The organism is Caulobacter sp. BE254, assembly GCF_031457295.1.
Taxonomy (GTDB): domain Bacteria; phylum Pseudomonadota; class Alphaproteobacteria; order Caulobacterales; family Caulobacteraceae; genus Caulobacter.
Window position 1 is genome coordinate 1 of sequence record NZ_JAVDWJ010000003.1, and the last position, 20624, is coordinate 20624.

Below are 20624 nucleotides of genomic sequence, written 5' to 3' on the forward strand. Positions count from 1 at the left end.
CTTGGCCCGAAAGCTGCTCGTGCGCCTCAACGCCAAGGCCCGCGACGCTCGACGCGCCCTGGTCGCCGCTTGACAGACCAGACAGTCGCTCCGTCGGCTTCGCCGACACCTCCCCCACAGGGGGAGGATCTTCGAAACTCCGCGCTTGATTTATATACGATTGCCGACACCTTCCGCGCCGCCGCCTCGCGAGGCGCATAACGTCGGGAGGACATGCCATGCGGGGCAAGCGCCGCTTCATCGTCGCCGCGATGGTCGCCGGCCTGATCGGCCTGGACGCGGCCCGGGCCGCCGAGCCCCCGATCTATCTCGGCGTCGACATCTCCTACGCCAACGAGATGGACGACTGCGGCGCGGTCTACAAGGCCGGCGGCAAGACCGTGGACCAGTACCGGTTCTTCAAGTCGGCCGGCGCCAACACCGCGCGGATCCGCATCTGGAACGACCCGGACTGGACGAAGTATTCCAACCTCGCCGACGTCAAGCGCAGCCTCCGCCGCGCCAAGGCGGCCGGCCTGCAGGTGCTGCTGGACTTCCACTATTCCGACGATTGGGCCGACGGCGACAAGCAGGTCGCCCCCAAGGCCTGGGCGAAACTCTCGACGCCCGACCAGGCCAAGGCGCTGTACGCCTTCACCCACGACACCCTGATAGAACTGCACCGCGAGGGCCTGATGCCCGACCTGGTGCAGGTGGGCAACGAGACCAATGGCGAGATCGTCTCCAGCCTGGCCAAGGCCAAGGAGCCCATCCACTGGGACCGCAACGCCCTGCTGTTCAACGCCGGCATCAAGGCGGTGCGCGACGCCGGCCGCGAGACCGGGACCCGGCCGCGGATCATGCTGCACATCGCCCAGCCCGAGAACGCCGAGCCGTGGTTCGAGGCGGCGACCAAGGCCGGCGTCACCGACTACGACATCATCGGCCTCAGCTACTACAGCAAGTGGTCCAAGCGCTCGATGGCCCAGCTGGGCCAGACGATCAACCGCCTGCGCCACGCCTATGCGGCCGACGTGTTGGTGGTCGAGACGGCCTATCCGTTCACCACCCAGAACGCCGACAGCTCGCCCAACCTGCTGGGCGAGGACTCGCTGATCGCCGGCTATCCGGCCACGCCCGACGGCCAGAAGCGCTACCTGGTCGACCTAACTCAGCTGGTGCTGGCCAGCGGCGGCACGGGCGTCTTCTACTGGGAACCGGCCTGGGTCTCGACCAGGACCTGCGGCACCCGCTGGGGCAAGGGCTCCAACTGGGAGAACGCGGCGGTGTTCGATTACAAGGGCGAGACCCTGGGTAGCGCCGAGGTCTGGCTGAAGCACGCCTACGTGCTGCCGGTCGAGGTGACGTTCAAGACCAGGGCGACGACCGACACCGCTTTCATCGACGGCGACTTCCTGGGCGGCGTCGGCCCCAGGCCCATGACCCGCGAGGGCGACGTCTTCGTCTACCGCACACGCCTGATGCCGGAGACCTCGGTGACCGTGGCCATGGCGGCGACCGCCGCGGCGGTGGCCGAGGCGCCGGCGGTCACCGCCACGATCGGCGACCGCGCGGCCACCGTTCCCCTGCGCGAGCAACCTTGATCTGTCGGACTCGACCTTCGATTGTCTGTTTAATAATATGAATGGAGATTCCCCGAAAACGGCGATATGGCTGTCGGACCAGGGGAACGTCGGGCGCGGGGGCGCGCCGGTCGAGGAGGTCGCGATGCCGCGGGACAACCCGGCGCAGCAACAGGTGGAGACGCCCGACGACGGGCGGATCAATCGCCTCAATGCGCGGTATCGCGGCCCGCTGACCAGCTTCTTCCTGCGCCGCGTCCACCGTCGCGACGAGGCCGAGGACCTGACCCAGGAGGTGTTCCTGCGCATGGTCCGCAGCCTGCAAAGGACCGACAGCGACGGCGGCGAGCGGATCGACAATCCCGAAGCTTTCCTGTTCCGGACCGCCGTGAACCTTCTGCGCGACCGGGCGCGCCGGGCCAAGACCTTCGCCGAGCACCTGGCCGAGGCGGCTCACCGCGACGAAAACATTGAGGTTCGTTCGCCCGAGCGCGTCTTACAAGGCAGGCAGTCCTTGCGATCCGCGCTGGCCGCCCTGGAGGAGCTGGACGCCCGCACCCGCGACGTGTTCATCCTGCATCGACTGGAAGGGTTGAAACACGCCGAGATCGCGACGCTGTACGGCGTCTCGTCGAGTTCGATCGAGAAGTACATGATCAAGGCGCTGGCGCATCTGGCAAGGCGCGCTCGCGCGTTCTAGAGCAGGTCCGTGGCCCGATCCTTGTCCGACAGCATCGTTCACGAAGAGGCCGCGCGCTGGCTCATGCGCCTGGGCGACTCTCCGGATGACGCGGCGATCTTCGAGGCCTTCGAGGACTGGCGCGACGCCTCGCCCGAACACCGGCAGGCGTTCGAGGACGTCCAGGCGAGCTGGGCGCTGTTCGGCGAACAGGCGGCCGCGCCCGAACTGCTGGTCCTGCGTCGCAACGCGCTGGACCGGGCCGGGGGGATCGGGCGGCGACGCGGATTCGACCTTGGTCGTCGCGGCTTCGCCGCTGGCCTCGCGGTCCTGGCCGCCGCGCCGCTCGCATATTACGGCTGGCGACGGCTGCACCCCGACGCCGGCCAGACCCTGCGAACGGCGATCGGCGAACAGCGCACGGTCACCCTCTCGGACGGCAGCCGCGTCTCCCTAGACGCCAACACCCTGGTCAAGGTCGCCTATTCGCCCGCCCTGCGGTTGGCCGAAGTGGTCGAGGGTCGCGCCCATTTCGAGGTGGCCAAGGACAAGGCCCGCCCGATGAGGGTGCGAGCCGGCACGCGCACAGTGACCGCCCTGGGCACCGCCTTCACCGTCGAACACGAGGGCGAGCGGGTCGTCGTCACCCTGGTCGAGGGCCGGGTGGCGGTGACCGAGACCGCTTCGGCCCGCGGTGTCGCCCCGCCGCCGAAGGAACTGGTTCCGCAGCAACAGCTGGTCTTCGCCGCCGACGCCGCGCCGCGCATGCACGAGGCCGTCGACGTCGAGCGGGCCATGGCCTGGCGCGAGGGCAAGCTGGTGTTCGACGACGAAAGCCTGGCCGACGCCGTCGCCCGCATGAACAACTATTCGCGGGTGAAGATCGTCGTCGAGGACGACCCCGCCCGGACCCTGAGGATCAGCGGCATCTTCAACGCCGGCGACACCCCGGCCTTCGTCGAGGCGGTGCAGAGCTATTTTCCGGTCGACGTATCGACCGGCGAGTCCGTCGTCCAGATCCGCTCCCGCGGCTGATCCACAGACCTGATCCAGGCCACGGTGAAGTTTTTTTTGAGGGCTCCGCCAAGAGCCGCGTCGTAACCCATATCCGCGGGTTTCGAGAGCCAAGACGGTCGCCAGAGCGAACCGCGGACCGGGAGGGAAAACCGATGACTGCCTATCGTCCACGCGGACGCCGCCACGGCCTTTGCGCCGGCGCCGCGAGCGCCATTCTGCTGACGGGTCTCGCCGCCGCCGCGCCGGCCCTGGCCCAGAGCCAGGCCGCCGTCGCCCAGACCTACGAATTCAACATTCCGGCCAAGGACCTGGACCAGGCCCTGAAGGCGTTCGGCGACCGGTCGAACACCCAGGTGTTGTTCACCAAGGCCGTGGTCCAGGGGCGCAAGAGTTCCGCGCTGCGCGGCCGCTACACCAGCGCCGAGGCCCTGAACCTGCTGCTCAAGGGCTCGGACCTCAACTATCAGCGCACCGCCTCGAACGTGGTCCTGATCCGCGGAGGCGCGCCGGCGTCGTCCATCGCCGGGTCGGCCGCCGAGGCGCCGGCGTCGACCTCGGCGCAGGAAAGCGTCGCCCAGGTCGATGAAGTCGTCGTCACCGGCGTGCGCAAGAGCCTGCGCGACGCACTGGACGTCAAGCGCGGCTCCGACAAGGTGGTCGAGGCCATCTCGGCCAAGGACATCGGCGTACTGCCCGACGTCACCATCGCCGAGTCGATCGCCCGCCTGCCCGGCGTCAACGCCACCCGCGACCGCGGCAACGACAGCCAGGCCGTCGTGCGCGGCCTGGGCGCGCGCCTGGTGCTGGGCACCATCAACGGCCGCGAGGTCGCCTCGTCCGAGCCCGACCGCAACGTCCGCTGGGAGATCTATCCGTCGGAAGTCGTCTCGGGCGTCCAGGTCTACAAGTCGCAGTCGGCCGACCTGATCGCCGGCGGCGTGGCCGCGACCATCAACATCGATACGATCGCCCCGCTCGACTACAAGGGCCCGCAATTCGTGGTCCGCGCCGGCCCGGTCTATTACGACGGCGGCAAGGACATCCCCAACTACGGCCAGACCGGCTACCGCGCCTCGGGCTCGTTCGTGCACAGGTTCAACGACGACCTGGCCATCGTTCTGGGCCTGACCAGCCAGAAGCAGAAGAACGGCTACACCTCGTTCCAGGGCTGGGGCTACAACGACTCGGTCATGCGCCAGCCGCAAGGCGCCAGCGACTTCAGCGGTGACCTGAACGGCGACGGCAAGGTCGATCCCACGCCCTGGGGCATGCAGCTGGAGATCAAGAAGATCGACCAGAAGCGCACCGGCGTCTCGACCGGCCTGCAATGGAAGCCGACCGACCATTTCGAGCTGAAGGCCGACCTGCTCTATTCCGACATCAAGATCACCGAAAACCAGGACCAGCAGATCTACGCCCAGAACATGGGCAACTGGAACAACGGCAACTGGGGCGACTACAACGCCGCCGGCGCCCACTACACCCTGGTCAATGGCGACGTGGTCGCCGCCACCCTGCCCTTCGCCGCCGTCACCTCGGTGATCGCGCGCTACACCGAGGACAAGAAGCTGTGGGCCGGGGGCCTGAACGGCAAGTGGACCAACGACGCCTGGACCGTGGCCGGCGACCTGTCCTACTCGCAGGCCGAGCGGACCAACAACTGGCGCGCCGTGCGCACCGAGGTCTATCCGGCCTCGATGACCTACGACACCCGCGCCGGGGTCAAGCCCAGCGTCACGACGACGGAGGACCCCACCAAGCTGGCCCAGGTGGCGCCCAGCTATCGTGGCGGCCAGAACGACGGTCCCGAGCACCTGAACGACGAACTGGTGGCCGGCGCCCTGGACTTCACCCGCGACTTCTCGGGCGGGGCGTTCAAGAGCCTGCAGTTCGGCGGGCGCTATTCCGACCGGGTCAAGGACCACGACCAGGCCTCGTGGGCGACCTGCCCCAACCCGGGCAACCTGCCCACGAACAGCCCGATCCTGAAGGACCAGACCTGGGGCACCTGCTTCCAGTCGGTGACCCTGCCGGCCAGCCTGTTCAGCTCGTACAACATCAGCAGCTTCAACGTCCCCAACATCCTGACCGGCGACATCGACGCCATCGCCAAGGCCGCCTACGGCGACCACGGCTTCGACGCGGCCAACGCCGTGGACAACCTGGCCCAGCGCTGGCGCGTGCACGAGAAGGTGGCCGAGGCCTACGGCAAGCTGAACTTCGCGGCCGACGGCGTCGCCGGCGCCTGGATGACCGGCAATCTCGGCGTTCGCGTGGTCAGCACCAAGACCGACAGCGAGGGCTATCGCCAGGACCCGGGCCTGGCGACCTTCTCGGCGGTCTCGGTGGGCGGCGACTACACCGACGTGCTGCCCAGCGCCAACGTCAAGCTGGACTTCGACCAGGGCCGTGTGCTGCGCTTCGGCCTGGCCCAGGTCGTGGCCCGCCCGCCGCTCGACGAGCTGCGCGCCAGCCGCACCCTGACCACCTGGTCGCCCTTCACCGGTTCGGCGGGCAACCCCGAGCTGAAGCCGTTCAAGGCGGTGCAGTTCGACGCCTCGGCCGAATGGTACTTCCGTTCGGAGGGCCTGGTCGCCGCGTCCTACTACTACAAGGACGTCGACACCTATATCGGCTGGAAGCAGACGCCCGAGACCTACAATGGCGTCACCTATGCGGTGTCGAGCCCGGTCAACGGCGGCGGCGGCCACATCCAGGGCCTGGAGCTGACCTTCCAGACGCCGTTCTTCTTCCTGCCGGGACCGCTGAGCAAGTTCGGGATCTATTCGAACTACGCCTACGTCCAGTCCAACCTGCGGGAATTCCAGCCGGTCACCAAGCCGCTGACCCTGACGGGCCTGGCCAAGAACACCGCCACGGTCGACCTGTGGTACGCCAACGGTCCGGTCGAGGCGCGCCTGGGCTGGAAGTACCATTCGCCGATGACCGTGATCTACGGCTGGAGCGGCGCGGATCTGCAGACCCTGGAGAGCGAGAAGACCCTCGACTTCAGCGGTTCCTACACCTTCAACGACCATGTCGCCGTGCGCTTCCAGGTCAACAACCTGACCAACGAGCGCCTGCGCATGTACCGCGACAACACCCCCGACCGTCTGGGCCGCTACGACCTTTACGGTCGTCGCTACCTGATGGACGTGACGGTGAAGTTCTGACCCTTTCCGCCACCCCTTCGTCCTGCGGGGTGGCGGCGGCGAGCCTGGTTCGCCGAGCTGGATCCATCAGGCTTCCCGATGATCCTGCGCCCTGGGGAGGAAGCCGACCGCTTCCTCCCCATTCTTTGTTTTCCGCGTGAGGTCCCCATGGTCGATTTCAGCCGTCGCCAAGCTCTGGCCGCCACCGCCGGCGCCGCCGCCTTCGTCGGCGTGGGGGTCGGCGCCGCGTCCGCCCGCGCCGCCGCGCCCAGGGGCAAGACGCCCGCCGCCTCGGCGCCGTCGTCCCCGCCCGCCGTCGACCTGGCCCCGCGCGAGCGCCTGTCGCTGAACTTCGACTGGCGGTTCAAGCTGGGCCACGCCCAGGATCCGGCCCGCGACTTCGGTTTCGGGGCCAACCAGCGCACCTTCGCCAAGGCCGGGGCCACCGCCGCCAACTGGGCGGTCAGCCAGCTTTCCGACCCGAAGTTCGACGCCGGCGCCTGGGCGCCCGTCACCCTGCCCCACGACTGGGCCGTCGAGCTGCCCTTCGTCGACAACCCCGCCTTCGTCCCGTCCGGCAAGCCCGACGACGAGGACCTGCGCGCCGCCCACGGTTACAAGCCCCTGGGCCGCGAATTCCCCGACACCAGCGTCGGCTGGTACCGCAAGACCTTCGCCCTGCCCGCCGCCGACGCCGGCAAGCGGCTGTCGATCGAGTTCGACGGCGCGTTCCGCGACGCCACGGTCATCGTCAACGGCTACATCCTCGAGCGCGAGGACAGCGGCTATAGCCCGTTCCGCGTCGACATCACCGACATCGCCAACCTCGGCGTCGACAACACCCTGGTCGTGCGGGTCGACGCCAGCCTGGGCGAGGGCTGGTTCTACGAGGGCGCGGGCCTCTATCGCCACGTCTGGCTGGTCAAGACCGCCCCGGTCCACGTGCCGCAATGGGGCGTGTTCGTGCGCGCCAAGCTCGACGGGACCCTGTCGATCGACACCGACCTGGTCAACGAGGGCGACGCCCGCGCCGACTACGCGGTGGCCCACACCGTGCTCGACGCGGCCGGCAAGCCGGTGCTGGCCCCCGCGCCGGCCACCGGCCTGCTGCCGGCCTGGGAGCGCCAGTCGCTGGCCCTGACCGTGACGCTGGCCGATCCCGTCCCGTGGTCGCTGGAGACCCCGCACCTCTACACTTTGGTCACCGAGGTCAAGGTCGGCGGCGCCGTGGTCGACCGCTACGTCACGCCCTTCGGCGTCCGCTCGATCGCCTTCGACGCCGACAAGGGCTTCCTGCTGAACGGCCAGTCGGTGAAGCTGAAAGGGACCTGCAACCACCAGGACCACGCCGGGGTCGGCGCGGCCATCCCCGACGCCCTGCAGGTCTGGCGGCTGGAGCAGCTGAAGAGCATGGGCTGCAACGCCTATCGCGCCGCCCACAATCCGCCGACGCCGGAACTGCTGGACGCCTGCGACCGCCTGGGCATGCTTGTCATTGACGAGACCCGGCGGATGTCCAGCGATCCGACCTCGATGGACGAGCTGGAGCGCCTGGTCCGCCGCGACCGCAACCACCCCTCGGTGATCCTCTGGTCGATCGGCAACGAGGAGCCGCAGCAGGGCACGGCGCGCGGGGCCAAGGTGGCGACCACGATGAAGCGGCTGGTCAATCGCCTGGACCCCACCCGCCTGGTCATCGCCGCCATGGACAACGGCTTCGGCGAAGGCATCAGCGCGGTCATCGACGTCCAGGGCTTCAACTATCGCCACGAGAAGATGGACGACTTCCACGCCAGGTTCCCGCACGTGCCGATCATCGGCACCGAGAGCGCCAGCACCGTCGCCACCCGCGGCGAATACGCCCGCGACGACGCCAAGCTCTACGTGCCGGCCTACGACACCGAGCATCCCTGGTGGGCGACCACGGCTGAGAAGTGGTGGAGCCACGCGGCCGACCGCCCGTGGATGGCCGGCGGCTTCATCTGGACCGGCTTCGACTATCGCGGCGAGCCGACGCCGTTCAACCGCTGGCCCAGCATCAGCTCGCACTTCGGGGCGCTCGACACCTGCGGCTTCCCCAAGGACAACTACTACTATTACCGCGCCTGGTGGCGGCCCGAGCCGCTGCTGCACCTGCTGCCGCACTGGAACTGGGAGGGCCGCGAGGGCCAGCCGATCGCGGTCTGGGCGCACAGCAACTGCGACCGGGTCGAGCTGTTCCTGAACGGCAAGAGCCAGGGCGTCCGCGACGTCGTCCCCAACCACCATGTCGAATGGTCGGTCCCCTACGCGCCGGGCGTGATCGAGGCCCATGGCTACAAGGGCGGCAAGGTCATCCTGCGCGAACGCCGCGAGACCGCCGGCCCGGCCGCCAGCCTGCGGATCACCGCCGACCGCCCAACCCTCCTAAAGACTGGCCTGCGCGCGGACGGCCAGGACGTGGCGATCCTCAAGGTCGAGGTGCTGGACGCCAAGGGCCGCCCGGTTCCCCGCGCCGACGACCTGGTGACCTTCGCTGTGGCCGGCCCCGGCGAGGTGATCGGCGTGGGCAACGGCGACCCGACCAGCCACGAGGCCGACGTGGCCAGCCAGCGCAAGGCCTTCAACGGCCTGTGCCAGGCGATCGTCCGCACCCGGCGCGGCCAGGCCGGCGAGTTGCGCGTGACCGCCTCGGCGCCGGGGCTGAAGGCGGCGACGGTCAGCGTGACGGTGGGCGGCTAACGACCCTCTCCTTCCAACAAGGGTTGTCATCCCGGAAGCCTCGCAGAGGCTGTCCGGGACCCAGGGGACTGGGCGAAGGCGGTGCGGTTCACCTGGGTCCCGGACAGCGCTACGCGCTTCCGGGATGACAACCCTTTTGACCCCTAACGCTTGACCAACGCCCCGATCGCCACCGCCTCGCCCATCGCCTTGTAACCCGCCGGCGAGGGATGCAGCTGGTCGCCGGAATCATAGGCCGGCAGCAGGCGTTCGGGATGGGCCGGATCGCGGGTCACCTGGTCGAAGTCGAGCACCGCGTCGAACACGCCCGAGCCCCGGATCCAGGCGTTGACCGCCTGGCGGTCGGCGTCGGCGTCCGCGTCGGAACGGTAGACCTTGGTCCCGCCGCACGGGAGGATCGTCGCCCCGATCACCCTGATGCCGCGCTCGTGCGCCCGGGTCACGATCTGGCGGTAGGCGGCGATCAGGCCGGTCACGACCTGGGTCCGCTTTTCCGGCGTCACCTCGCCCTCGCGCGACAGGCCGCCGATGTCGTTTATGCCGATCAGCACGATCAGGGCCTTCACCCCCGGCTGGGTCAGCACGTCGCGATCCAGTCGGGCCAGGGCCGCCTGGCCGCTGCCGTCCTTGAGCAGCTTGTTGCCGCCGATGCCGACGTTCAGCACCGAGACGCCTTTCGTCCGCGGGTCGGCCTGCAGCCGCGCGGCCAGCACGTCGGGCCAGCGCTCGTAGACGTCGACGCCCGCGCCCGAGCCGTCGGTGATCGAGTCGCCCAGGGCCACGACCGCCATGCCCTTGCCGGAGGGCCGCTCGACGTCGACGCCGGCCAGTTGGGCCCACTGGGTGAAGGTCGTGGCGCCCGCCAGTTCCGGCGCGGCCGACTGGTCGCCGGCGACGACGAAGGCCGTGGTGCGGGCCGAGCGGTGCACGCTGGCCTGGCGCGGGACTTCGGGCAGGCGCAGGCTGACGGCCAGCCGCGCCAGGCCCGCGACCGGCAGGTTCACCGGGTCCGACAGCCAGGTCGCGCCGGGCGGTATGGTCACGCCGGCCTGGCCGTCGAAGGTCACCGCCCGGTCGGTCTCCGCCACGATCCCCGACCCGCCGGGCGCGGCCGCGAGCGCCACCCGCGCGCCGTCGATCCGCAGCGGCGCGGTCCCGAAGGTATTGGCCAGCCGCAGCCTCAGGCGCGGCCCGCCCGCGCCCAGCCTCACCACCTGGCGGATCGTGACCTCGCCCTGCGGCGCGGGCAGGTTGGCCGCGTCGGTCGGAACCAGGGCCGTCGCCCACGAGCCGGTCCAGGTCGGCGGCGTGGTGGCCGCCGCCGCCGGCCAGGCCAGCCCCACACACAGCGCCAGCCCCAAAAGCCGCGTTCCGATCCGCCGCATCGCACCCTCCCAAAGATCTCACAAAATGGATTGACGTCACAGAATATGGAATTAGCGTCGCTGGCAAGATCGCGCTGATCCGGCCGGCGGCGCCGAAGGCGGCGCGCAGGAGGAAGCGCGCCATGAACTCTCCCACCCGACGTGAGGTGCTGGCCCAGACGGCGCTGGCCGGCGCCATGGTCGGCCTGGCGGGTCCGGCGCTGGCCGTCAGCCCTGCTTCGGCCACCTCCGCCAAGTCCCTGCCGCCAACCGAGGCGGTGTGGATCGACGGCGCGCCCCCGGCCCTGAACGCCGGCCAGACCTGGGGCGTACCCTGGCCGCAAGGCGCCTATCCCCGCAAGCAGGCCTTCCGCGCCAGAGCGTCGGACGGCTCGCCCGTGGCCCTGCAGACCTGGCCCCTGGCCTACTGGCCCGACGGCTCGCTGAAATGGACCGCCCACGCGGTCGGGGCCGGCGACCTGGGCGCGCGCCTGACGATCGAGCCCGGCAAGGCCGGCGCCGGCGGCCCCGGCGTCCGGGTGACCGAGAGCCCAGCGGCCGTCGAGGTCTCGACCGGCCCGGCGACCTGGCGCTTCCCCCGCGACGGCTCGGCCCTGATCGCCTCGGCCACCCGAGGCGGCCGCGAGGTGTTGCACAATGTCCGCCTGGTCCTCCAGACCCAGGACGCGCCCGAGATCGGCGCCGCGCCGGTGGGCCGCAAGACCTTCGAAAGCGTGATCGACAAGCTGGTGGTCGAGCAAAACGGACCGGTCCGCGCGGTGGTCCGCGTCGAGGGCCGGCACAAGGGCGGAGGCCGCGCCTGGGCGCCGTTCATCGTCCGCTTCTACGCCTATGCCGGCGCGGACTCGCTGCGGATGATGCACACCTTCATCTTCGACGGCGACGCGGCCAAGGACTTCGTCTGCGGCCTGGGCGTCACCGCCGACGTGCCGATGGCCGACGAGCTCTATGACCGCCACGTGCGCTTCACCGGCCAGGACGGAGGGCTCTGGGCCGAGGCGGTCAAGCCGCTGACCGGCCTGCGCCGCGACCCGGGCGCGGCGTTCCGCGACGCCCAGATCGCCGGCCGCAAGGTCCCCCCCGCCGACCAGATGGCCGCCCCGGTCCGCGCCGGCCTGCACCTGATCCCGGCCTGGGGCGACTTCCTGCTGTCGCAGCCCACGGCCGACGGCTTCACCCTCCGCAAGCGCACCGCCCCGGGCCACGCTTGGATCCATGCCGACGGCGGCCAGCGGGCCAGCGGCGTGGCCTATGTGGGCGGGGCGAGCGGCGGGGCGGCGATCGGCCTGGGCAATTTCTGGCGCGCGCCGCCGACGGCTCTGGAGATCAAGGGCGCGGCCGGCGAGGTCGCCCGGCTGACCGCCTGGCTGTGGTCGCCCGACGCCCCGGTGATGGACACCCGCTTCTATCACGACGGCCTGGGCATGGAGACCCACGCCCAGGAGACCGAAGGCCTCAATATCACCTACGAGGACTACGAAAAGGACTGGGGCACGCCCACCGGGATCGCCCGCACCACCGAGCTGCGGCTGTGGGCCCTGGACACGACCCCGGCCCGCGGCGCCTTCCCGAAGATGGCCCAGCTGAACGACAAGCCGCCGCGCCTGATGGCGACGCCGGAACGGATCCACGCCGCCAATGTGTTGGGCGCCTGGAGCCTGCCGGACCGGGGCACGCCGCAGAAGGCCCGGATCGAGGACCGCCAGGACCAGTTGCTGAACTTCTACCTCGGCCAGATCGCCCAGCGCCGCTGGTACGGCTTCTGGGACTATGGCGACGTCATGCACAGCTACGACGTCGACCGCCACGTCTGGCGCTACGACATCGGCGGCTTCGCCTGGGACAATTCGGAGCTGTCGACCGACCTGTGGCTGTGGCTGAGCTACCTGCGCGGCGGCCGGGCCGACGTGTTCCGCATGGCCGAGGCCATGACCCGCCACACCGGCGAGGTCGACGTCTACCATGTCGGACCCTACCGGGGCCTGGGCACCCGGCACGGCGTGCAGCACTGGGGCGACAGCTCCAAGCAGCCCCGGGTCAGCAACGCCATCTACCGCCGCATCTACTACTACCTGACCGCCGACGAGCGGGTCGGCGACCTGATGCGCGACCTGGTCGACGGCGACGAGGCCCTGACCCGGGTCAATATCGGCCGCAAGCTGGAGGACGGCGCCTGGCCCAAGGGCGAGATCCGCGCCTCGTTCGGCACCGACTGGAGCTCGCTGTGCGGCGCCTGGTTTACCGAGTGGGAGCGCACCGGCGACGTACGCTGGCGCGACCGGATCCTGGCCGGCATGAAGTCGATCGCCGCCCTGCAGAAGCAGTGGTTCGCGGGCGCGGCCACCTACGACGTCAAGACCGGCACGTTCTCCGGGACGGGCGACAAGCTGGCGGTCGGCCACCTGAACGCGGCGTTCGGCGCCCCCGAGATCCATGTCGAGATGCTGGCCCTGATCCGCGAGCCCGCCTACGACAAGGCCTGGCTGGACTATTGCCGCTGGTACAACGCCCCGCGCGCCGAGCAGATCGCCCAGTTCGGCCGGCCGCTGGGCGCCAACGGCCTGCGCCAGGGCCATTCGCGCCTGACGGCCTACGCGGCCTGGCGGCTGGGCGATAAGGCCCTGGGCGAGCGGGCCTGGAGCGAATTCTTCGGACGCGGCGTGGTCGAGGACCTGAACCTGTCGACCGCCACAAAACATGTCGCCGGCCCCGACGTGCTCAACCCCATCGACGAGGCGGCCGGGGTCACCACCAACGGCACGGCCCAATGGGGCCTGGCGGCGATCATGAACCTGGCGCTGGTTCCGGAGGCGTTGCCGACGGGAAACTAAATCCGCCCCTCCCCCTGTGGGGGAGGTGTCGGCGAAGCCGACGGAGGGGGGAGTCATCGGCCGGCGACCACCGCCTGGATCTTCAATCCCAAAACTCCCCCCACCGATCGCTGCGCGATCGCCTCCCCCACAGGGGGAGGGTCGACACACTGCCGAAACATGGCGTCGCCTACGAACACCTCAACTTATCGGCGTCGATACCGGGGGGTCATCCGCCGGCCACGGCGGCGCTCTAGGCAAGGACGGCTCACATCAAGGCCGTCCATGTCCCGCAAACGTCTCGCCTCGGCCGCCCTGGCTCCCCTGCTGCTCTGCGCCGGAGGCGCGGCGGCCGAGACCCAGGTGACCAGCAGTACGCGCACCACGCCGATCGCCACCTCGACCGCCGCGTCCGGGGCCGCCGACGACGTCAAGATCACCAGCGACGGCGCGATCACGCTCAGCGCCTCGGGCCCCATCGCCACGCTGGACAGCAACAACACCCTGACCAACGCCGGCGCGCTGTCCAGCGTCGGGGTCTCCGATTCGATCGGCGTGCTGGTGCTGGGCGGCCACGCCGGGACCCTGCTCAACAGCGCCACCATCAGCCTGACCGAGGACTACACCTATACCGACGACGACGATGACGGTGACTATGACGGCGCCTTCGCCAAGGGCTCGGGCCGTTACGGGATCCGCCTGACCGGGACCACGCCCTTCGTCGGGACCATCACCAACGACTCGACGGGCGCGATCACCATCGAGGGCAACGACTCGGCCGGTATCAGCCTGGAAGCGCCCTTGACCGGCTCGCTGGTCCACGCCGGCTCGATCAGCGTCACCGGCGACCGCAGCTACGGGATCCACACCACGGGGACGATCAGCGGCGGCCTGACCAGCAACGGTTCGATCAGCGTGCTGGGCGGCGGCAGCGTCGGCCTGGCGGTCGACGGCGATGTCGGCGGCGCGCTCGTCATCCAGGGCTCGGTCTATGCCACCGGCTACCGGGTCACCTCGCGCTATTCCGATCCCGACGACGAGGCCCTGCTCGACGCCGACGACCTGCTGCAGGGCGGCAGCGGGGTGAAGGTCACCGCCGACGTGGCCGGCGGCGTGCTGCTGGACGCCCCGCCCACAGACACCAACGACGACACCTCCGACGACGAGGACGGCGACGGCGTCACCGACAGCAGCGAGGGCACGGCTTCGGTCACCGCCTACGGCTCGGCCCCGGCCCTGCGGGTCGGCTCCGACACCCGCGCGGTGACCCTGGGCGCGGTCGGGACGGGCGACGACGCCTACGGCCTGATCATCAAGGGCTCGGTGACCGCGGCGGGCGTCCATGACGGGATCAGCGCCACCGGCGTCCAACTGGGCGGCGACGCGGGGCTGTCGACGATCGTCACCGGCGGGGTGAGACTGACCGGCTCGATCTCGGCCAGCGCCTACGAGGGCGACGCGGTCGGGCTGAAGCTGAACGCCGGCGCCGTGGCCGACACGCTGTGGAACACCGGCTCGCTCGCCGCCTCGGTGATCGGCGACACCGCCGTCACCGCCAAGGGCCTGAGCATCGCGGCCGGGGCCGGCATGACCAGCGTGACCAACGCCGGCACGATCAGCGCCACCGTCTCCGGCGAGGGCGGCTCGTCCTACGCCATCATCGACGACAGCGGCGGCCTGAAAACCATCACCAACACCGGCAGGATCACCGCCTATGTCGTCGCCACCGACGACGACTACGACACCGACGACGCCGACACCGACGCCAGCAACGAGGTCATCCACGGCACGGCGACGGCCATCGACGTCTCGAAGAACACCACCGGCGTGACCATCGTCCAGAGCGGCGTCACCGACGGCGACGACGGCGATGATGGGGTAGCCGACGCCGATGCCGACGGCGACGGGGTGGACGACGCCGACGAGCCGCTGATCCGCGGCAGGGTGCTGTTCGGCTCGGGCGCCGACAGCCTGTCGATCCTGAACGGCGGCCTGATCGGCGACGTGTCGTTCGGCGCGGGCGCCGACCGCCTGACCATCGACGGCACGGGCTACATGGTCGGCGCCCTGACCGACAGCGATGGCCTGCTGGACATCAAGATCGGCGACGGCTCGCTGGGCCTGACCAACACCGAGACCATCAAGGCCACCAGCCTGACCCTGGGCGCCGATAGCACCCTGGTGTTCTCGATCGACCCCACCGCCGGGACCCAGACCAAGCTGGTGGTCGACACCGCCACGATCGAGACCGGCGCCACCCTGGGCCTGAACTTCAAGAGCCTGCTGACCGCCCCGACCACCTATACGGTGATCCAGGCCGGCAGCCTGACGGCCGGGACGATCAACCAGGACCTGCTGGGCCATACCTCCTACCTGTACGTCGCCAACGCCTACGCCTCGGGCAACGACATCGACATCGACGTGCGGCGGCGCACCGCCTCGGAAGCTTCGATGTCGCGCAGCCAGACCAGCGCCTATGACGCGGTGTTCGCGGCCCTGTCGGACAACACCGACGTCGCCGGCGCCTTCCTGAACCAGAGCACCCACGACGGCTTCTTCAACCTCTACGACCAGATGCTGCCCAGCCAGGGCGAGGGCCTGTTCTCGGCCTTGCAGACGGTGCAGCAGCAAATCTCGGCGGCCACCGCCAACCGTCCCGACATCGGCGACCGCTACGGGCCCGACAGCGTCTGGGTACAGGAGATCAACGCCCTGGTCCGCCGCGAGGACGGCGACACCCAGGGCTCCGACACCCAGGCCCTGGGCATGGTGGCCGGCTACGAGGCCATGGGCGAGGCCGGCGGGGCGCTGGGCGTCACCCTGGCGGCGGTCAGCCTGGAGGAGCACGACACCGTCGCCAAGGCCGGCGAGAAGACCACCGCCTCGATCCTGCAGGCCGGGCTCTACTGGCGGCGGTCGGTCGGCGGCTGGCGCTTCAACCTGGGCGGCGGGGTCGGCTACAGCCGCTTCAACGGCGACCGCAGCTTCGTCAGCGAGGACGTCGACGGCGACGGCACGGTAGACGTCAAGCTGACCAACACCGCCGCCTGGAACGGCATGGTCGCCAACGCCTTCGCGGGACTGGCCTACGAGGCCCGGCTGGGCGAGGTCTATCTGCGCCCCGAAGGCCGGCTGGACTATGTCTGGCTGTGGGAGGGTCAGCGCAAGGAGCACGGCGGCGGCTCCGGCTTCGACCTGACCGTGGCCTCGCGCAAGGCCGACAACCTCAGCGGCGACCTGGGCCTGGTGCTGGGCAGGCAGTACGGCAAGGACGTCTGGGTGCGGCCCGAGCTGCGGGTCGGCTACCGGCGGACCCTGGCCGGGGCCATGGGCGACACCATCGCCAGCTTCGCGGGCGGGACGCCGTTCACCCTGGCCGCCTCGGACGACAAGAATGGCGCGGTGACCCTGGGCGTCGCCCTGCGCGCCGGCTCGGCCCTGTCCTACCTGGCCCTGGAGGGCGGGGCCGAGGCCTCGCGCAAGCAGACCAAGTACACCGCGCGACTGACCGGAAGGGCGATGTTCTGACCATGGACAAGCGCATCCTGGTGCTCGACGGCGATCCGGTCGCCCGCCACGACACGACGGGGCTTCTCTCCGGCTATGGCCTGACGGCCTTGGGGGCTGGAAGCGCCCGCGAGATGGAGCAGATCCTGCGCGAGACCCAGGTCAACCTGGTGATGCTGGACATGATGCTGCCCGACGCCTCGGGCCTTTCGGTCTGCTCGCGCCTGCTCAGCCTGCCCTCGCCGCCGGCCATCATGATGGTCTCGGAGTCCGACGAGGAGTGCGACGTGGTGGTGGGCCTGGAGTTCGGGGCTGACGACTACGTGGTCAAGCCCTATCGCCCGCGCGAGCTGCTGGCCCGGATCAGGGCGGTGCTGCGCCGCTGCGACGAGGCGCGCGCCGAGGAGCCGGCCCGCGAGGCGCCGGCGGCCTACCGTTTCGACGGCTGGCGGCTGAGCGTCGCCACCCAGGACCTGTTCGACCCGCGCGGCCGGCCGGTGCCGCTGTCGACGGCCGAGTTCCTGGTGCTGTGGGCCCTGCTCGACCGGCCCAACCAGGTGCTGACCCGCGACGAGCTGCGCCACGGTCCGCCCGACGCCCACGCCCGCCCCGCGCCCCAGCAGGTCAATGTCGCCATCAGCCGCCTGCGGAGCAAGCTCCACCGCATCGACGGCGGGGCGGGGCTGATCCGCACGGTCCGGCATGTCGGCTATATCTTCGCGGCCCGGGTGGATCGGGTGCAGGAGTGATCGCCGTCGTCCCTTGAGGTTGTCATCCCGGAAAGCGCGCAGCGCTTGTCCGGGATCCAGGGGCGGCCGCACCGCATTCGCCCAGTCCCCTGGGTCCCGGCTCTTCGCTGCGCTACGGCCGGGATGACAACGGTTTGAAGGTCCGGGCGGCGTTTGGACCACGGCCGCTGTATCGCCAACCCATTCAAAGGCACGCAAATAAGCAGTCATGTTTCGGCCGATTACAGTAATGTTTCCGCCCGATACAAAACTGTTCCGAAAAAGCCCGCTGGATACCTGAAAAACAGTCCGACCGCGACGCTTGGCCCATGGCGAAGGTCCCGGCCGCGCCTTATTCTGCAGGTATGTCCGCCGCCATGATCCAGCTCGCGCCCGCCGAACACGCCACCGTCCTGCTGGTCGAGGACGACGACGTGCTGCGCCAGGAAATGGCGGGCTACCTGGCCGGCCAGGGCTACACCGTGCGCCAGGCCGCCGACGTGTCCGCCGCCCGCGGCGTGTTGGAGAGCCGGCCGGTCGACGTGCTGGTGCTGGACGTCAACCTGCCCGGCGAGAACGGCCTGTCGCTGTGCCGCCAGGTGTCGGGGACCGACGGGCCGGCCATCCTGCTGCTCAGCGCCCTGGGCGACCCGGTCGACCGCATCGTCGGGCTGGAGCTGGGCGCCGACGACTATGTGGTCAAGCCGATCCCGCCGCGCGAGCTGCTGGCCCGGGTCAAGGCCCTGCTGCGCCGCCGGGCCGGGGGCAAGGGGCCGCGCAGCGACGTGCGGCTGTTCGCCGGTTTCCGGCTGGACGCCGCCGCCCGCCAGCTGACCGCGCCGAACGGCGTGCTGCTGCTGCTGACCCCGGGTGAGTTCACCATCCTGTCGACCCTGGCCGACCACGCCCGTTCGGTGGTGTCGCGCGACGCCCTGCTGACCATCATCGCCGGCGAGGCGGTCGAGAACCTGGGCCGTCGCGTCGACCTGCACATCAGCCGCCTGCGCCGCAAGATCGAGGCCCAGTCCGACGAGCCCCTGATCCGCACCTATCGCGGCATGGGCTACATGCTGGACGCCAAGGTCACGCTCGAATGACCGCCCCGGGGGGCCTGTTCGGCGGCCGCCCGTTCCGGCGCTGGCCCAGCCCGCCGATCGCCTTGCAGATCCTGGCCCTGCTGATCGCCGGCCTGGTGGTGGCCCAGACCGTCACCCTGGTGCTGACCGTGCTGCTGCCGCCGGCCCCGGCCATGCACCACAGCCTGGCCGACATCGCCGCCGGCCTGCGCGGGGCGATGCCCGACAGCGACGACGACCGCCCGCTGATCCGCACCGTCGAGACCCAGCCCCCCAGCCTGCAGAGCCCCGGCTGGGTGGCCTCCGAGCCCGCCCGGGCCGACCTCGCCCGCCTGCTGAACGCGCCTCGCGAGGACGTCCGGCTGCTGTTCTACGCCCCGCCGCCGTTCGCCGGCACCGAAAGCCGCCGCCCCGGCCGCCCGCCGCTGGCCCTGCTGCTGACCAGCTACGCCGAGGCCCAGACCCTGCCGCCGGGGCCCGGACCGGGCGGCGTGGGCGGGCTGCGCGTCGGCATGGGACCGATGGGCGGCGTCCAGATCCGCCAGGGCTTTCCATCCGACGCGGCGATGCGCGGAGTCGTCGGCCAGCAGGTCTTCCAGGCGGGCGACGCGGGCGGCCAGCGGATCTTCAGCTACTCGTCCTCCGCCGCCGCGGCCGGCCGCTCGACCGATCCGCTGTTCACCGCGCCGTTCCGTTCGCGGGCGAACATGACCCTGCCCGACTCGCTGCGGGGGCCAGCCCCGCCGGCGCCGCCGCTCGATCCCGTCGCCGACGCCGTCGCTCGCGAGCCGACCCTGAAACGCCCGCCGCCGCCCCAGCCCCTGACCGCCACCGCCCCGGTCGTCGAACCCGTTCAGGCCGCGCCCCACGTCGCCCTGCCCGCGCCCCGGCCGCCTTCGCCGCCCAAGCCGGCGCCCGAACCGGAGGCGACGGCGGGCCGGCCCCTGGCCGCGCCAGCCGCCCGCAGCCTGTTCGGCCTGGCGCCGCCGCCGTTCGTCGAGGGCGAGTTCGTGGCCGCCCTGCGCGTGGGTCCAAACCGGTGGGTGACCCTGCGGCCCCAGCCCGAGGCCTTCCCCAACAGCTGGCAGCGCCGGGTGCTGATGTGGTTCGCCCTGTCCCTGGCCGTGGTCGCCCCGCTGGGCTGGATCTTCGCCCGCCGCCTGGCCGCGCCCCTGGCCGGCTTCGCCGCCGCCGCCGAGCAGCTGGGTCGCGACCCGGCTTCACCGGTTATCGTCGCCGACGGCCCCGCCGAGATCGGCCGCGCCGCCCGGGCCTTCAACGCCATGCAGGGCCGGCTCAGCCGCTACATCACCGACCGCACGGCGATGATCGGCGCGATCTCGCACGACCTGCGCACGCCCCTGGCCCGCCTGCGCTTCCGCCTGGAGCGCGCCTCGCCGTCGCTGCGCCGCGAGATCGCCCAGGACCTGGACCAGATGGAGGCGATGATCACCTCGGTCCTGGCCTTCATGCGCGAGGACGCCGAGGCCGGGGCCCGCCAGCGCGTCGACCTGCGCTCGCTGCTGGAATGCGTGATCGACGAGGCCGAGGTCACCGGCGCCGACGTGGTCCTGGAGCCCGGCGAGCCGGCCGAGGTCGAGGTCTCGGTGCTGGGCCTGCAGCGGGTGTTCGCCAACCTCGTGGACAACGCCGTCAAGTACGGCGACAGCGCCCGGGTGGCCCTGCATGTCGAGGGCGACGAGACCGTGGTCGAGATCCGCGACCGGGGTCCGGGCCTGGACGCGAGCGAGCTGGAGCGGGTGTTCACCCCGTTCTACCGCGGCGTCGAGGCCCGCACCTCCAGCAAGCAGGGCGTCGGCCTGGGCCTCAGCTCGGCCCGCTCGATCGTCCGCGCCCACGGCGGCGACATCCGGCTGGCCCTGCCCGGCGAGGGCCTGCTGGTGCAGGTGCGCCTGCCTCTGGTCGGGACGGTGGAGGCGAGGCCGCCGGCGCGCCTGCAGGCGGCGGAGTAGCCTCTCCCTTCGCC

Annotated in this window: 11 protein-coding genes; 10 read left to right on the forward strand and 1 reads right to left on the reverse strand. The window is 70.7% G+C overall.

Translation table 11 applies throughout. The annotated features are described in order from the left end of the window. Positions 1-218: 218 nt before the first annotated feature. The 5 genes from J2X41_RS06930 (at position 219) to galA (ending at position 9131) form a co-directional block, all read left to right on the forward strand. On the forward strand, positions 219-1583 hold the full coding sequence (locus J2X41_RS06930) for an arabinogalactan endo-1,4-beta-galactosidase (RefSeq protein ID WP_310080738.1): 1365 nt from the start codon (positions 219-221) through the stop codon (positions 1581-1583). A gap of 124 nt (positions 1584-1707) precedes the next feature. Continuing rightward, positions 1708-2262, forward strand: a complete 555-nt coding sequence (locus J2X41_RS06935) for a sigma-70 family RNA polymerase sigma factor (protein WP_310080739.1) — start codon at positions 1708-1710, stop codon at positions 2260-2262. A 9-nt stretch (positions 2263-2271) separates the two neighbouring features. After that, a complete protein-coding gene (locus J2X41_RS06940) occupies positions 2272-3276 on the forward strand; it encodes a FecR domain-containing protein (RefSeq protein WP_310080740.1) in 1005 nt (334 codons plus the stop codon). Between the two features lie 134 nt (positions 3277-3410). Continuing rightward, entirely contained in the window at positions 3411-6431 is a 3021-nt protein-coding gene (locus J2X41_RS06945; protein WP_310080741.1) for a TonB-dependent receptor, read from the forward strand. Between the two features lie 147 nt (positions 6432-6578). Next, on the forward strand, positions 6579-9131 hold the full coding sequence (gene galA, locus J2X41_RS06950) for a beta-galactosidase GalA (protein WP_310080743.1): 2553 nt from the start codon (positions 6579-6581) through the stop codon (positions 9129-9131). 143 nt (positions 9132-9274) lie between these two features. Here the strand turns inward: galA and J2X41_RS06955 are convergent, their stop codons facing one another. Continuing rightward, on the reverse strand, positions 9275-10516 hold the full coding sequence (locus J2X41_RS06955) for an SGNH/GDSL hydrolase family protein (protein ID WP_310080744.1): 1242 nt from the start codon (positions 10514-10516) through the stop codon (positions 9275-9277). A gap of 122 nt (positions 10517-10638) precedes the next feature. Here J2X41_RS06955 and J2X41_RS06960 point away from each other — a divergent pair, with 122 nt between their 5' ends. The 5 genes from J2X41_RS06960 to J2X41_RS06980 all read left to right on the forward strand — a co-directional run bounded on the left by J2X41_RS06960 (position 10639) and on the right by J2X41_RS06980 (position 20610). Continuing rightward, complete coding sequence (locus tag J2X41_RS06960; RefSeq protein ID WP_310080745.1) at positions 10639-13347, forward strand: Tat pathway signal sequence domain protein; 2709 nt, start codon at positions 10639-10641, stop codon at positions 13345-13347. 264 nt (positions 13348-13611) lie between these two features. After that, positions 13612-16854 carry an autotransporter outer membrane beta-barrel domain-containing protein gene (locus tag J2X41_RS06965; RefSeq protein ID WP_310080747.1) on the forward strand — a complete coding sequence of 1081 codons (3243 nt, stop codon included), beginning with the start codon at positions 13612-13614 and terminating at the stop codon, positions 16852-16854. A gap of 2 nt (positions 16855-16856) precedes the next feature. Then, a complete protein-coding gene (locus J2X41_RS06970; protein WP_310080749.1) occupies positions 16857-17582 on the forward strand; it encodes a response regulator transcription factor in 726 nt (241 codons plus the stop codon). A 356-nt stretch (positions 17583-17938) separates the two neighbouring features. Further along, complete coding sequence (locus J2X41_RS06975) at positions 17939-18658, forward strand: response regulator transcription factor (protein ID WP_310080750.1); 720 nt, start codon at positions 17939-17941, stop codon at positions 18656-18658. Next, entirely contained in the window at positions 18655-20610 is a 1956-nt protein-coding gene (locus tag J2X41_RS06980; RefSeq protein ID WP_310080751.1) for a HAMP domain-containing sensor histidine kinase, read from the forward strand. Before J2X41_RS06975 ends, J2X41_RS06980 begins: the two co-directional genes overlap by 4 nt. The last annotated feature ends 14 nt before the right edge of the window (positions 20611-20624 follow it).